The sequence below is a fragment of the Xanthomonas sp. BRIP62418 genome, assembly GCF_003993495.1.
Classification (GTDB): Bacteria; Pseudomonadota; Gammaproteobacteria; order Xanthomonadales; family Xanthomonadaceae; genus Xanthomonas; species Xanthomonas euroxanthea.
Window position 1 is genome coordinate 145,933 of the sequence record NZ_QEZG01000034.1, and the last position, 14,313, is coordinate 160,245.

The 14,313-nt window shown below is 65.0% G+C and carries 10 protein-coding genes; 8 read left to right on the forward strand and 2 right to left on the reverse strand.

Going from position 1 to position 14,313, the window contains the following annotated elements:
- Nucleotides 1-276: 276 nt before the first annotated feature.
- Entirely contained in the window at nucleotides 277-2,358 is a 2,082-nt protein-coding gene (locus tag EO174_RS09405; protein ID WP_126944020.1) for a glycoside hydrolase family 97 protein, read from the reverse strand.
- Nucleotides 2,359-2,600: 242 nt separating this feature from the next.
- Between EO174_RS09405 and EO174_RS09410 the strand changes: the two genes are divergently transcribed.
- Genes EO174_RS09410 through EO174_RS09420 form a run of 3 tightly spaced genes read left to right on the forward strand, consistent with a single transcriptional unit; the run spans nucleotide 2,601 to nucleotide 7,935 of the window.
- Nucleotides 2,601-4,787 carry an amylo-alpha-1,6-glucosidase gene (locus EO174_RS09410; protein WP_126944023.1) on the forward strand — a complete coding sequence of 729 codons (2,187 nt, stop codon included), beginning with the start codon at nucleotides 2,601-2,603 and terminating at the stop codon, nucleotides 4,785-4,787.
- Nucleotides 4,784-6,262: an MFS transporter gene (locus EO174_RS09415; protein ID WP_126944026.1), complete on the forward strand. Its 1,479-nt coding sequence runs from the start codon at nucleotides 4,784-4,786 to the stop codon at nucleotides 6,260-6,262. The genes EO174_RS09410 and EO174_RS09415 overlap by 4 nt, the downstream gene beginning before the upstream one ends.
- A gap of 11 nt (nucleotides 6,263-6,273) precedes the next feature.
- Entirely contained in the window at nucleotides 6,274-7,935 is a 1,662-nt protein-coding gene (locus tag EO174_RS09420; protein WP_164740160.1) for an alpha-amylase family glycosyl hydrolase, read from the forward strand.
- A 361-nt stretch (nucleotides 7,936-8,296) separates the two neighbouring features.
- Here EO174_RS09420 and EO174_RS09430 read toward each other — a convergent pair whose 3' ends face one another.
- Nucleotides 8,297-9,421, reverse strand: a complete 1,125-nt coding sequence (locus EO174_RS09430) for a LacI family DNA-binding transcriptional regulator (RefSeq protein ID WP_126944029.1) — start codon at nucleotides 9,419-9,421, stop codon at nucleotides 8,297-8,299.
- A gap of 324 nt (nucleotides 9,422-9,745) precedes the next feature.
- On the opposite strand from EO174_RS09430, the gene thrS reads away from it, so the two are divergent.
- The 5 genes from thrS to EO174_RS09455 all read left to right on the forward strand — a co-directional run bounded on the left by thrS (nucleotide 9,746) and on the right by EO174_RS09455 (nucleotide 14,305).
- The gene (gene thrS / locus EO174_RS09435; RefSeq protein ID WP_126944032.1) at nucleotides 9,746-11,650 is read left to right on the forward strand and encodes a threonine--tRNA ligase; all 1,905 of its coding nucleotides are present in this window, start codon (nucleotides 9,746-9,748) and stop codon (nucleotides 11,648-11,650) included.
- A gap of 63 nt (nucleotides 11,651-11,713) precedes the next feature.
- Nucleotides 11,714-12,241: a translation initiation factor IF-3 gene (infC, locus tag EO174_RS09440; RefSeq protein WP_304941635.1), complete on the forward strand. Its 528-nt coding sequence runs from the start codon at nucleotides 11,714-11,716 to the stop codon at nucleotides 12,239-12,241.
- A gap of 239 nt (nucleotides 12,242-12,480) precedes the next feature.
- The gene (gene rpmI / locus EO174_RS09445; protein ID WP_002811096.1) at nucleotides 12,481-12,678 is read left to right on the forward strand and encodes a 50S ribosomal protein L35; all 198 of its coding nucleotides are present in this window, start codon (nucleotides 12,481-12,483) and stop codon (nucleotides 12,676-12,678) included.
- A 10-nt stretch (nucleotides 12,679-12,688) separates the two neighbouring features.
- Nucleotides 12,689-13,048 (forward strand): 50S ribosomal protein L20, encoded by a 360-nt coding sequence (rplT, locus tag EO174_RS09450; protein ID WP_016903313.1) that lies wholly within the window; start codon nucleotides 12,689-12,691, stop codon nucleotides 13,046-13,048.
- Nucleotides 13,049-13,309: 261 nt separating this feature from the next.
- A complete protein-coding gene (locus tag EO174_RS09455; RefSeq protein ID WP_126944035.1) occupies nucleotides 13,310-14,305 on the forward strand; it encodes a phenylalanine--tRNA ligase subunit alpha in 996 nt (331 codons plus the stop codon).
- The last annotated feature ends 8 nt before the right edge of the window (nucleotides 14,306-14,313 follow it).

Sequence of the window (14,313 nt, forward strand, 5' to 3'; positions counted from 1 at the left end):
GGCAGACGCCTGGATGCATTGCATCGCGCGCCACTACCGGCATCACGACTGCAACGTATGGTAGACACCGCACCTGCACGCAAACGGGCACTGCATACGTATTCAACCCGGCTGATTGCGCTGAAATCGATTCCACGCAAGCTCCGCTGCAACGCGGTACGAGGTGCGCCCGGCGTGAGGCAACGTCATTGCGCGATCCGCAGCGGCTGCGGTGCCGCTGCGTGAGGCAATCATCGGTCGCGTTGAAGGCCGCCTCGGCAAGCCGTTGTGACCAAGTCAGCGCTTCCCATCCATCGGCACGAAGCGAATCGCCTGCCCACCGCCTGGCGCAAGACGCAGTTCCAGCGTGTCAACGCTGCTGACCTGGCGTTGTTCGCGCACAAAGGCAAACGGGTTGCTGACATAGTCGGCGCCGTCGCCGTCGCGATAGATCTGCGCGGTGTAACGCACGCCGGGCTCAAGAAATCCGAGCGGCACCTGCAGCAGCCGGCCATGCTCGTCGGTAATGCTGCCCAGGAACCAGTCACGGCTATGCCGGTCCTTGCGGGCGATGGTGACGTAGTCGCCGACTTCGCCATTCAAGGCACGGGTCTGGTCCCAATCCACCGCCACGTCCTCGATGAAGCGGAAGGCGTCACGGTGCTGCAGATAATGCTCGGGAAGATCGGCGGCCATCTGGATCGGGCTGTAAAGCGTCACGTACAGCGCCAGCTGGCGCGCGAGCGTGCTGGGAATCGCCTGGCCGTCGCGGCCTTTCAGGCTGACGATGCCCGGCGTGTAATCCATCGGCCCAGCGAGCAGGCGGGTAAACACCAGGTTGACCTCGTGCTCGGGCGGGTTCGGTGGCTGGCCCCAGGCGTTGTACTCCATGCCACGCGCGCCTTCGCGCGAGATCCAGTTGGGATAGGTACGGCGCAGGCCGGTGTCCTTGATCGGCTCGTGCGCGTTGACGGCGATATGCCGCTCGGCGGCCTCGCGTACCACGCGCAGATGATGGCGCGCCATCCATTGGCCGTCGTGCCATTCGCGCAGCGGCGCACCGCCTGCCGGGTTGCGGCGCTCCACCTGGCCGTCGTCGCAGACATAGCCGGTCTTGACCGAGTCCACGCCGAACCGGGCGTACAGGTCCATCGCTTCGGCGATCTGGTCTTCGTAATGATCCACTGCGCACCCCGTTTCATGATGGCCGATCAGATGCACGCCCTTGCCGGCGGCGTAGTTGCTCAGTGCGGGCAGGTCGAAATCCGGCGTCGGCCGGGTAAAGTCGAAGCTGCCGCCGTTGCCGAACCATTCGCCGTTCCAGCCCGGATTCCAGCCTTCCACCAGCACGCCACGAAAGCCGTGCGCCGCGGCAAAATCGATGTAGCGCCTGGTGTTGGCGGTGGTGGCGCCGTGGGTCGGCCCGGTCGCCCAGGTCTGCTGGTTGAGATGCATGGCCCACCACACCCCGACATACTTGGACGGCTTGACCCAGCTCACGTCGCCCAGGGCGTTGGGCGCGTTGAGGTTGAGGATCAGGTTGGATTCCACCAGGCCGGTGGCCTGGTCGGCGATCTGCAGCGTGCGCCACGGCGTGTCGAAGGGCAGCGTGCGCCGCACCTTCCAGCCTTCGGCAGCGGGTGACAATTGCGCGCGCAGGCGCCGACCTTCGGTACGGCGCAGCCACATGCCGGCGTAATCGACCAGCGCCGCTTCATGCAGCGCGATGTGCAGCCCGCTCTCGGTACGCAAGGTGAGTGGCGTATGCGCCAGCGCGACCTGGTTCAACGGCGTGCGCTGATACAGGTATTCGTAGTGGATCGGCTCGCCTGCAGGAATCCACCACGCTTCGGACGGCTGCGCGATGGCGAATTCGGTGATTTCCTCGTCGATGATGGCTTCGCGTAATCCCGCTTGTTCGGGAAAGTGATAGCGCAGGCCGATGCCATCGTCGTACACGCGGAAGATCACGTCGATCCTGCGCTGCGCGCCACCGGGTTCGCCCAGACTGACGCGTAGTTCGTTGTAGTGGTTGCGCACCAGGCGCGTCTCGCCCCAGGGTTGTTCCCAGGTGTCGTCATGATGCTGGCGCGCCTGCGAGAGGACGACCAGGCCGCGGTCCAGCCGGCCGTCGCGTAACTGGAAGCCCAGGCGCGAGCGCTCCAGCACCGGCTGGCCCAGGCGTTGCACGTGGTAGTAGGGTGTGCCGCCATCCACTTCCAGCTTGACCTGCAGGATTTTGCCAGGCGAATCCGCGCTGATGGCGATGCGCTCGGCCTGTGCGATGCCGGCAAGGCTGCCGAGCAGCAGCAGGGCAAGCAGGCGCGCACTGCTTGCGGCGCTCGATGTCGAGCGCACGCGATGTGAAGACAGCGGCATATCCCCTCCCAAGGCGGCCATTGCGTCAGTGGCGACTATGCAATGACGCGGCGTGGATGGGCCATGCTGCACTGCGGCCAATGCCATGAATACGTATGCAGTGGTGCCGAACCCCGGAGTGCGCGTCTACCATGGCGCCACGGCACCTGGGAGGGTCCGCGCCCGTGGCACGCCAGTGCCGCGCATTACAACGCGTGCAACGAGGGAGGGAGGCCGACGGTGCAAGCCGTCTCGCCGCGTCGATGCTGAAGATGATCTGCATGGCTGCAACGCTCGGCGTTGCGGCAAGCTCGCCGCTATTGGCCGACGAGCTGGAATTCCAGGGCCGCCGCGCGCAGGCGCAGGCGCTCGAAGACGGTGGGTTCGTGCTGCGCTGGCCGCAGGGCGAGCGTCGTATCGGGCCGCAACCGATGCGTACGCACACTGCCAGTCCATTGTTCGATGCCTTGTTTGCCCTGGCCCAGCAGGAAATGGCCGACGACCGCGTCGATGCGATCCGCGATCCAGCCTTCAATGACGGCAAGCCGGTGGCATGCGCGTGTTTCGAAACCGGTGAGCGCTGGCCTTACGTATGGACGCGCGATGTCAGCTTCGCCGCCGATCTGGCGTTGGCGCGGCTGGAGCCGGAGCGTACGCGCAATGCGCTGCGCTTCAAGCTGTCGGCGGCGCGCGATGGGCAGACGCCGGGATTGTTCGTTGCGCAGGACACCGGCTCCGGTGGCAGCTGGCCGATCAGCAGCGACCGTGTGGTGTGGTTCCTCGCCGCGCGTGGCCTGCTGGACGATCAGTCATTCGCTGAAGAGGTCTGGCGTACATTACAGGACACCATCGCGCAAGACCGTGCCGCGGTGTTCGATGCGCAGATCGGGCTCTACCGTGGCGAAACCTCGTTCCTGGATTGGCGCGAGCAGACCTATCCGCGGTGGACGCGCGAGGACGTGCGTTTCATCGCCGAGTCCTTTGCCTTGTCCACCAACGTGCTGCACTACCAGGCCCTGCGTCTGGCCGAGCAACTGGCGCGCCAGCATGGCGATGCGCGCGCGGACCAGTACGCCCAGTGGGCAGATGCCTTGCGCCAGGCCATCGCTGCGCGCTTCTGGGATGCGCGCAGCAAGCAGTACGTGAGCTACCTTGGCAATGCAGCGCACCCGGTGCGCTACGCCAAGGTCGATCTGCTCGGCGTGTCGCTCGGCGTGCTGGCCGATGTATTTCCGAAAGACCGCGCGCGTATCGCACTGCGCAGGTATCCGATGGTTGCCGGCGGCAGCCCAGTGGTGTGGCCGCAGGAAGCCGAGCAGCCGATCTACCACAACCGTGCCGTCTGGCCCTTCGTCAGCGCGTATGCGTTGCGCGCCGCACGCCAGCTGGACGATGCGCCGCGTATTGCGCTGGAGCTGCAGTCGTTGATGCGCGGCAGCGCGTTGGCCGGCTCCAACATGGAAAACTACGAGATGCAGAGCCTGGCCGTGCATGTGGAGGAGGGCGCACGCAGCGGTCCGGTGGTGAACTCGCCGCGGCAGTTGTGGTCGGTTGCCGGTTATCTCTCCGCCGTGCTGGAAGGCGTGTTCGGCGTGGGCGCCGATGGCAGCGTCGCTCCGAAACTGCCGCGGGTGTTGCTGCCGTTGTTGTTTGGCGAACGCCAGCAGATCGTGCTTGAACAGGGTGCCCGCCGGTATGTGCTGCAGCGGCCGACGGCGGATGCAGGTGGGTTGCTGGTGGCGGGGGAGGTCGAGCAACTAGGCCAGACTACTCTGGTGCATCTGGTCGGCCGCAAGGCCGACACCACGGTTCCACCGCAGCCAGACCAGGTGTTCGCACCCGGCACGCCCGAAGCGCCTGTTGTGCAACGGCAGGGCGACGGCTACCGCATCGCGATTCCGGAAGGGGCGACGTTGTACATGGATGGGCAGGCACTGAACGCCACGCGGCACTGGGACCTGCGCGACGACGGCAGGCTGCATGTGCTCAGCCTGACCCGTCGCGCCGATGGCCTGGAGTCGCTGCACAGTCCATCGGTGACGCTCGGCCCGTTGCAGGAAGTCGCGGGTAGGCAGGTCTGGGCCTGGACTCCCACACATGCTGGCCGGCATCGCGTATCGCTGCGTTATCGCAACGCCAACGGCCCGATCAATACCGGCGTCACTGCGGCGGTCAAGCGGCTGGTGCTGGAATGCCCGGGGCAGGCGCCGCAATCGCAGGTCGTGGTGATGCCGCATAGCGTGGGCGAGCAGTTGTCCACGCAGGTCAGCTTCACTGCGGTGGCCGGGCAGCCATGCCGGTTCCGGCTGGAAGATGGCTTCAACATGAGTGCGCTGGCGCATTTTGCGCAGTACAATGGCGGCCGCGGCGGTCGCGATGGCGTGGTCAATACCGCGCAGGTGAGCGCGCTGCTGGTCGGACCTGCGGCGAGCACGGAGGCTGCGCAATGACCGCCAAGCCACGCCTGCGTTTCTGGCAGATCTGGAACATGTGCTTCGGCTTTCTCGGCATCCAGTTCGGCTTTGCGCTGCAGAACGCCAACGCCAGCCGCATCTTCCAGACCCTGGGTGCACAGGTCGACGACGTGCCCGGTTTGTGGATCGCCGCACCGCTGACCGGCCTGATCGTGCAGCCCATCATCGGCTACCTGTCGGACCGCACCTGGACCCGATGGGGCCGCCGGCGCCCGTATTTCATGGTCGGCGCGGTGTTCACCACACTGGCCTTGCTGGTGATGCCCAATGCGCCGATGCTATGGGTTGCCGCCGGCACGTTGTGGGTGCTGGATGCCTCGATCAACATCTCGATGGAGCCATTCCGCGCCCTGGTCGGCGACCAGCTGCCGCCCGCGCAGCGGCCCGCCGGCTATGCAATGCAAAGCTTCTTCATCGGCATCGGTGCAATCGTGGCGAGCTTCCTGCCATGGCTGCTCACCCACTGGGGCGTGGCCAATACCGCGCCGCCGGGACAGTTGCCCGACAGCGTGCGCTACGCTTTTTACCTCGGTGCAGCGGTGCTGTTTCTGTCGATCAGCTGGACGGTGTTGCGCACGCGCGAATACAGCCCGCAGCAGCTGGCAAGCTTCGATGATGCACATCCGCCTGTCGCCACTGCGGCAATCGCTGGCAGCTTGCCGTTGCCGCGTGCAGGTGTGCTCTGGTGCGGCATCGGTGTGCTGCTTGCTGCTGTGATCGCCTGGCAGCACGGCGACCGCATGCTCTACGTGCTGGCCGGGCTGTGCGTGGCGTACGGGGCGTTGCTTGCATTGGCGCGCGTGCTGCCGTCCACCAGCATGTTGGTGGCGATCGTGCAGGACGTGCGCAGCATGCCGCTGACGATGCGGCGCCTGGCCTGGGTGCAGTTCTTCTCCTGGTTTGCGCTGTTTGCGATGTGGATCTACACCACCGCCGCGGTCACCCAGGTGCACTTCGGTGCGAACGACACCGCATCGGCCGCCTATAACGACGGCGCGAACTGGGTGGGCGTGCTGTTTGGGGCCTACAACGGGTTTGCGGCGTTGGCGGCCTTGGTCATTCCAGTGTTGGTGCGTGCGATCGGCCTGCGCTGGAGCCATCTGTGCAATCTGTGGCTCGGCGCTGCCGGGCTGCTGTCGATGCTGGTGATCCGCGACCCGCAGTGGCTGTTGTTGTCGATGCTGGGCGTGGGCTTTGCCTGGGCCTCGATCCTGTCGCTGCCCTACGCCCTGCTGTCCGACAGCGTGCCCGCCGCCAAGATGGGCGTGTACATGGGCATCTTCAATTTCTTCATCGTGATTCCGCAGCTGGTCGCGGCCAGCGCGCTGGGCTTCGTGTTGCGCGTCTGGCTCGACGGTCAGCCGATCTATGCGCTGGCCATCGGCGGCGCCAGCTTGCTCATTGCCGGCGTGTGCGCGGTGCGGGTTCCAGTGGCCTCGGGAGGGCAGTGATGCGTCATGTGATGATGGCTGGAGTGATGATGTGTGCAGGCGCGGCGAATGCGGCGGCTGCACCTGGCGATTACTACGGCACGCTGGAGCCGTTTGCCGCCGACGCGGTGTATTTCGTGGTCACCGACCGTTTCGTCAATGGCGATCCCGGCAACGATCAACGTGAGCAGGGCGGTGCGCATCGCACCTTCGATGTGCCGACGCCGTGTGCCGATGGCGTCGGCGACAACATCGGTTATCTGGGTGGCGATTTCAAGGGCATCGTCGACCATGCCGACTACATCCGCGACTTGGGGTTTGGCGCGGTCTGGATCACGCCGATTGTCGACAATCCGGATCAGGCCTTCACCGGCGGCAAGCCGATCAGCTGCGGCAGTACGCTCAGCGACCACGGCAAGACCGGCTATCACGGCTACTGGGGCGTGAACTTCTACAAGCTCGATGAGCATCTGCCCAGCCCGGGCCTGGACTTTGCCGGCTTCACCCGCGCCATGCATGCCCGCCAGTTGAAAGTGGTACTGGATATCGTGGGCAATCATGGCTCCCCGGCCTATACCATGCCGGTGGCGCAGCCTGGCTTCGGCAAGCTGTACGACGCCGCTGGCCGCCTGGTCGCCGACCACCAGAATCTGCCGCCTGCGCAGCTGGATCCGCAGCACACTCCGCTGCATGCGTTCTACAACACCGGCGGCGGCCTGGCCGAGCTGTCCGATCTCAACGAAAGCAATCCTGCAGTACTCGATTACCTGGCCGGCGCGTATCTGCAGTGGATGGAGCAGGGCGCCGACGCGTTTCGTATCGACACCATCGGCTGGATGCCTGACCGCTTCTGGCATGCGTTCGTGGCACGCATCCGCGAAAAACGTCCCGGGTTCTTCATGTTCGGCGAGGCCTTCGATTACGACGCCAACAAGATTGCCGGGCATACCTGGGCGCGCAATGCCGGCGTCAGCGTGCTGGATTTCCCGTTGAAGCAGCAGCTTTCCGCTGTCTTCGGCCATGAGCAGGCCGGGTTCGAAAAGCTCGCCACGCCGTTGTTTCTGCGCCAGGGGCCGTATGCCAATCCGTACGAGCTGATGAGCTTCTACGACAACCACGACATGGCGCGCCTGGATGCCAGCGACACCGGTTTTATCGACGTGCACAACTGGCTGTTTACCGCGCGCGGCATCCCGGTGATCTACTACGGCTCGGAAACCGGCTTCATGCGCGGGCGTGCCGAACATGCAGGCAACCGCAACTATTTTGGCCAGGAGCGCATCCGCACCGCGCCGCAAAGCCCGATCTTCGGCCCGCTGCAGCAGATCGCGCGGCTGCGTCGCGATATGCCGGCATTGCAGCGCGGCGTACAGGTGGATGTGCTGCTACGCGGGGATCAGGCGGCGTTCTTGCGGGTCTATCAGCATGCGGGCGCCAACCAGACGGCGTTGGTGCTGCTCAATAAGGGCGACGCAGCGGCGACCATCGCAGTGACGCGTTTTCTGCAGCCCGGCACCTGGCGCGATGCGGTGAGCGGCGAGCAGGTGCGGGTGCAACGTCGGCTGCTGGCCGCGGTGCCCGCGCACGGCGTGCGCGTGCTGCTCTCGGATGCGCCGGTCACCGATCCGGCCTTGCGCAAGCAGCTTGATCTGCAGATGGCCGAGCAAGCCGCGCGCGACGCCCGCAACAGGTAGGAGCGCACCCGGGCGCGACAGGGCTTGCCGGGAATGCTCCGTCGCGCCCGGGTGCGCTCCTACGAAGCATTCGATGGCCGCGACCAGACTCGCAGCCCGCCACGCATGCATGGGCGTATCTTCTTTTGCATACGCCGATCACCGAGCAAGCTGCGCGCGACCTGCGCAATCGGTAGGAGCGCGCTTGCGCGCGATGGGGCGTTACCGGTAGTGCTCCATCGCGCGCCAGCGCGCTCCTACACAGGGTTCGGTTGGCCGCGATCCATCCTGCAGCCAGCCATGCATGCTCTACCGATTCCCGATTCCCGATTCCCGATTCCCGATTCCCAATTCCCAATTCCCAATTCCCAATTCCCAGCGCTCAGCGTCCGGCAACCCCGCTGGCCGCCTGAGCACACACCACATCGCCGGGCTCCGTTGCCGGCGACGGCGTCCAGCCCAACGGCGGTTGCAGGCCGTTGCTACGCGAGGAGTCGCGCACGGCCAGCTTCACCGGGATCGTGCGGCTTTGCGCCGCTTCGCCGCGGATCAGTGCCACCAGGCTTTCCACCAGCAGCGTGCCGGCCTGCTTGGTGTCCTGCTGCACCGTCGACAACGCCGGCGCCACCGACGCCGCCAGGGCGATATCGTCGAAGCCGCTCACCGCGACATCCTGCGGCACCCGCAAGCCGCGCTCTCGCAAGGCGCGCATGGCGCCGATCGCAATCAGGTCGCTGGCCGCGCACACCGCATCGAAGGCCAGGCCACTGTCGAGCAGCGCCAGGCACGCGGCATGGCCGGACGACTCGGTAGTGATCGCGTCGAACTGCAGCGCGCGATCGGCCACCAACGCCTGTTGCTTGAGCGCGGCCACGTAGCCGCGGTAGCGCTCTTCGAACTCGGGGTAATGATTGGACGCGTGGCCGAGAAAGGCGATGCGGCGGCAGCCCTGCGCGAGCAGATGCGCGGTGATGTCCAGCCCGCCCTGATAGTTGTCGCTGCCGATCGAAATGCCCGGCTGCCCCGGCAGCGCCGCGCCCCAGCGGACGAAATGGGTGCCTTGCTCGACCAGCAGCTGCAGCCGCTGGCGCGACTGCTGGTAGTCGCCGTAGCCCAGCAGGATGATGCCGTCGGCCTTGTTGCTGTCTTCGTAATCGGCCTGCCAGTCCTTGGACAGCTGCTGGAACGACACCAGCAGGTCGTAGCCCTGCAGCGCGCAGGCGCGGGTGATCGAGCCCAGCATCGAATGGAAGAACGGGTTGATCAGCGAATCGTCGGCGGTGGGGTCTTCGAAGAACAGCAGCGCCAGCGTGCCCGCATTGCGCAGCCGTAGCGACGAGGCGTTCTTGTCGACCTTGTAGTTCAACTCGTTGGCGATGCGCAGGATGCGCTTGCGGGTTTCTTCGTTGACCATCGGGCTGCCGCGCAGTGCGCGCGACACGGTCGGCTGCGACACGCCGGCCAGGTAGGCGATATCCAGCGAGGTGGCTTTACCCTTGATGGTCATGGTCGGTACTGGCAGCACAGGTGGCCGGCATCATGCCACGCGCCCGCCGGCCCGGTGCCGGCATGCGCAACGGCGGGCTGATTGGTTTACCATTCTCCTCAAGACCCCTTGCGAGAAGGTGGCCCGCGCCCCGCGCCGGCCCAGCGTGCGACATGAGCACTACCACCGCCCACCGCTGATCCCGGCCGCGCCAGTTGGCAAGGCGCCTGCACGGCGTTGTTTCTGCACCACCTCTCGCCACCCCTTTATCCGAGCCTGTCCCGCAACGGGCAGATCTCCCTTGCAGCCATCGCGCTGCAGCCAGCCCAGACCTCATTCTTGCCCATGATCAACATCACGCTCCCCGACGGCAGCCGCCGCGAATTCGAATCCCCCGTCTCGGTGATGCAGGTCGCCCAGTCGATCGGCGCCGGCCTGGCCAAGGCGACCATCGCCGGCCAGGTCGACGGCCAGCTGGTCGATGCCAGCGACGTCATCGACCACGATGCCAGCCTGCGCATCATCACCGCCAAGGACCCCGAAGGCGTGGAGATCATCCGCCACTCCTGCGCGCATCTGGTCGGGCATGCGGTCAAGCAGCTGTACCCGGAGGTCAAGATGGTGATCGGCCCGGTCATCGCCGAAGGCTTCTACTACGACATCTACAGCGAGCGCCCGTTCACGCCCGAAGACATGGCCGCGATCGAGCAGCGCATGCAGGAGCTGATCGCGCAGGACTACGAGGTGATCAAGAAGGTCACCCCGCGCGCCGAGGTGATCGAGGTGTTCACCCAGCGCGGCGAGGAGTACAAGCTGCGCCTGATCGAGGACATGTCCGCCGACATCACCGCGATGGGCCTGTACTACCACCAGGAATACGTGGACATGTGCCGCGGCCCGCACGTACCCAACACGCGCTTCCTCAAGGCCTTCAAGCTGACCCGCATTTCCGGCGCCTACTGGCGTGGCGATGCCAAGAACGAGCAGCTGCAGCGCATCTACGGCACCGCCTGGGCCGACAAGAAGCAGCTGGACGCCTACATCCTGCGCATGGAGGAAGCCGACAAGCGCGACCATCGCCGCATCGGCAAGCAGCAGGACCTGTTCCATCTGCAGGAAGAGGCGCCCGGCCTGGTGTTCTGGCATCCCAAGGGCTGGTCGCTGTGGCAGGTGGTCGAGCAGTACATGCGCAAGGTCTACCGCGACAGTGGCTACGGCGAGGTGCGCTGCCCGCAGATCCTGGACGTGTCGCTGTGGCAGAAGTCCGGCCACTGGGACAACTACCAGGATGCGATGTTCTTCACCGAGTCGGAGAAGCGCACCTACGCGGTCAAGCCGATGAACTGCCCCGGCCACGTGCAGGTGTTCAACCAGGGCCTGCACAGCTACCGCGACCTGCCGATCCGCTACGGCGAGTTCGGCGCCTGTCACCGCAACGAGCCGTCCGGCGCGCTGCACGGCATCCTGCGCGTGCGCGGTTTCACCCAGGACGACGGGCACGTGTTCTGCCTGGAATCGCAGATCGAAGCCGAAGTCACCGCCTTCCATCAGCAGGCGCTGGCGGTCTACACCGCGTTCGGCTTCGAGGACATCGAGATCAAGATCGCGCTGCGCCCGGAAAAGCGCCTGGGCGACGACGAGACCTGGGACAAGGCCGAAGCCGCGCTGCGCAGCGCGCTGGGCGTGTGCGGGGTGGAGTGGCAGGAGCTGCCGGGCGAGGGCGCCTTCTACGGTCCCAAGATCGAGTACCACCTCAAGGACGCCATCGGCCGCACCTGGCAGTTAGGCACCATGCAGGTCGATTTCATGATGCCGGGCCGCCTCGGCGCCGAGTACGTGGACGAGCACAGCCAGAAGAAGCATCCGGTCATGCTGCACCGGGCGATCGTCGGTTCGATGGAGCGTTTCATCGGCATTCTGATCGAACACCACGCCGGCGCCTTCCCCTCCTGGCTCGCTCCGGTCCAGGTCGTTGTCGCAAATATCACCGATGCACAGGCAGACTATGTCGACTCGGTTCGGAAAACCCTTGCAAATCAAGGCTTCCGTGTGAACGCCGATTTGCGTAACGAGAAGATCGGTTATAAGATTCGCGAGCATACGCTGCAACGCGTGCCTTATCTCCTCGTCGTCGGTGACCGCGAGAAGGAAAACGGTGCCGTCGCCGTGCGGACTCGTTCGGGAGAGGATCTCGGGACCATGACGGTCTCGGCCTTCATCGAGCGTCTGCAGGCAGAGCAGGCAGCGTGAGCCAACCCCGGCCGGTCTGGATGATCCGGATGCGCCGGTTCGATTCCCCTGGGAGATTGCAATATCAGTACCCCTGACAACAAACAGAACCGCAAGAACCAAGAAATCCGTGTGCCGCGCGTTCGCGTGATCGGCAGCGACGGTGAGATGGTCGGCGTGTTGTCGCGCGACGAAGCGCTCGCCAAGGCCGAGGAAGAAGGCCTGGATCTGGTTGAAATCCAGCCGCAGGCCGATCCGCCGGTCTGCAAGATCATGGATTTCGGCAAGTTCAAGTTCGAGCAGCAGAAGAAGGCCAACGAGGCCAAGAAGAAGACCAAGCAGGTCGAGATCAAGGAACTCAAGTTCCGTCCGGTCACGGACGAGGGCGACTACCAGATCAAGCTGCGCAACATGCGCCGCTTCCTGGAAGAGGGCGACAAGGTCAAGGTCAACATCCGCTTCCGTGGCCGTGAAATGAGCCACCAGGAGCTGGGGCGCGAGATGGCGTCGCGGATCGAGGCCGACCTGGGCGACGATATCGTCATCGAGTCGCGCCCGCGCCTGGAAGGGCGCCAGATGGTCATGATGATCGCGCCGAAGAAGAAGATCTGATCCCGCGCTGAGACGGGCCCGGTAGGGCCCGCCTGGCCGGAGACGGCATCCATTTGCAAGAATTCCCGGCAACGGGTAGACTGCGCGGCCCGGTTTTGCCGGGGCGCCGCGCAAGCGGTACAGGACCTGTCCGGATCGTGTTCGATCAAGGACTTACAAGCAGGCAAGGGCATGGATGGAAAGCGTGGTCGCAAGACTGCCGCCCGGGTCAGTGACAAAACACCATCAAGGACATTGCAATGCCCAAGATCAAGACCAACCGGGCGGCGGCCAAGCGTTTCCGCAAGACCGCCTCCGGCAAGTACAAGTGCGGCCACGCAAACCGTAGCCATATCCTCACGAAGAAAGCGACCAAGCGGAAGCGCAACCTGCGGCAGACGAATCACGTCCGTGCCGAGGACGCAGGCCGTCTTGACCGTATGCTTCCCTACCTCTGAGGACTGAACCATGGCACGAGTAAAGCGTGGTGTGCAGGCGCGCCGCCGCCACAAGAAAATTCTGACCCTGGCGAAGGGCTACTACAATGCCCGTCGCAAGGTTTTCCGCGTCGCCAAGCAGGCGGTCATCAAGGCGCAGCAGTACGCCTACATCGGCCGTAAGCAGAAGAAGCGCGTGTTCCGTTCGTTGTGGATCACCCGCATCAACGCGGCTGCCCGCATCAATGGCCTGAGCTACAGCCGTTTCATGAACGGCCTGCTGAAGGCTGGTATCACCCTGGACCGTAAGGTGCTGGCCGATATCGCCGTTCACGACGCCGCCGGCTTTGCCGCGCTGGCTGAGAAGGCCAAGGGCGCGCTGGCGGCGTAAATGCAGGTCCCTCTGCAAGAGCCCGCACATCCATGTGCGGACTTTTGAAAGGGTAGTTTCTTGTCGGGGTTTGCGCATTCGTGTGCAGGCCTCCGGCGAGGGCAAGCAGATATGCAGGGGGAAGGGCGCGAGTCCTTCCCCTTTTGCGTTTTAGATGGCCGGCATCGTTGAGTGGATGCCGGGCAGGACGCGATTTGAGTGGCAATGCATTCCGGTGCATCCGGAAACACCGTTCGGCTGAGCAGTTGAGGCGCGAGTGCAATGAGTGAGATTCAATCCCTGACCGAGCGTGCGCTGGCCGATGTCGCCGCCGCGCAGACGCCGGACCAACTGGAAGCCTTGCGCGTCGCATTGCTGGGCAAGAGCGGCAGCATCACCGCCCAGCTCAAGCAGCTCGGCACGCTGCCAGCCGATCATCGCAAAGCCGCTGGCGAAGCGATCAACCTGGCGCGCGATGCGCTGACCGCTGCACTGTCCGAGCGCAAGCACGCGCTGGAAAACGCCGCACTGGACGCGCGTCTGGCCGGAGAGCGGATCGACGTGACCTTGCCAGGGCGTCGCAGTGAACGGGGCGGACTGCACCCGGTCACGCGCACGCTCGAGCGCATCGTCGAGATCTTTGCGCGCCTGGGCTATGAGTTGTCCGATGGTCCGGAGATCGAGGACGACTGGCACAACTTCGAAGCCCTGAACTTTCCGCCGCACCATCCGGCGCGCGCGATGCACGACACGTTCTATTTCGGCGATGGCCGCCTGTTGCGCACCCACACCTCCGGTGTGCAGGTGCGCTACATGGATGCACACACACCGCCGCTGCGCATGATCGCGGCCGGCAAGGTGTACCGCTCCGACTCGGACCAGACCCACTCGCCGATGTTCCATCAGGTCGAAGGCCTGCTGGTGGACGAGCATTCCACCTTCGCCGATCTCAAGGGCACCTTGTCCGAGTTCGTGCGGGCGTTCTTCGAGCGCGACTTCGAAATGCGCTTCCGCCCCAGCTATTTCCCGTTCGTGGAACCGGGCGCGGAAGTGGATATCGCCTGGCAGCAGCCGGACGGCAGCACACGCTGGCTGGAAGTGCTCGGCTGCGGCATGGTGCACCCAAACGTGCTGCGCAGCGTCGGCATCGACCCGGAGCGCTACACCGGCTTCGCGTTCGGCCTGGGCGTGGAGCGCTTTGCGATGCTGCGCTACGGCGTCAACGACCTGCGCGCGTTCTTCGAGAACGATGTGCGTTTTCTCCGGCAGTTTGCTTGACGGCGGGG

Coding starts and splice junctions, on each gene's coding strand:
- EO174_RS09405 (WP_126944020.1), bottom strand. CDS start 2,358: ATGCCGCTGTCTTCACATCGCGTGCGCTCGACATCGAGCGCCGCAAGC.
- EO174_RS09410 (WP_126944023.1), top strand. CDS start 2,601: ATGCTGAAGATGATCTGCATGGCTGCAACGCTCGGCGTTGCGGCAAGC.
- EO174_RS09415 (WP_126944026.1), top strand. CDS start 4,784: ATGACCGCCAAGCCACGCCTGCGTTTCTGGCAGATCTGGAACATGTGC.
- EO174_RS09420 (WP_164740160.1), top strand. CDS start 6,274: ATGATGGCTGGAGTGATGATGTGTGCAGGCGCGGCGAATGCGGCGGCT.
- EO174_RS09430 (WP_126944029.1), bottom strand. CDS start 9,421: ATGACCATCAAGGGTAAAGCCACCTCGCTGGATATCGCCTACCTGGCC.
- thrS (WP_126944032.1), top strand. CDS start 9,746: ATGATCAACATCACGCTCCCCGACGGCAGCCGCCGCGAATTCGAATCC.
- rpmI (WP_002811096.1), top strand. CDS start 12,481: ATGCCCAAGATCAAGACCAACCGGGCGGCGGCCAAGCGTTTCCGCAAG.
- rplT (WP_016903313.1), top strand. CDS start 12,689: ATGGCACGAGTAAAGCGTGGTGTGCAGGCGCGCCGCCGCCACAAGAAA.
- EO174_RS09455 (WP_126944035.1), top strand. CDS start 13,310: ATGAGTGAGATTCAATCCCTGACCGAGCGTGCGCTGGCCGATGTCGCC.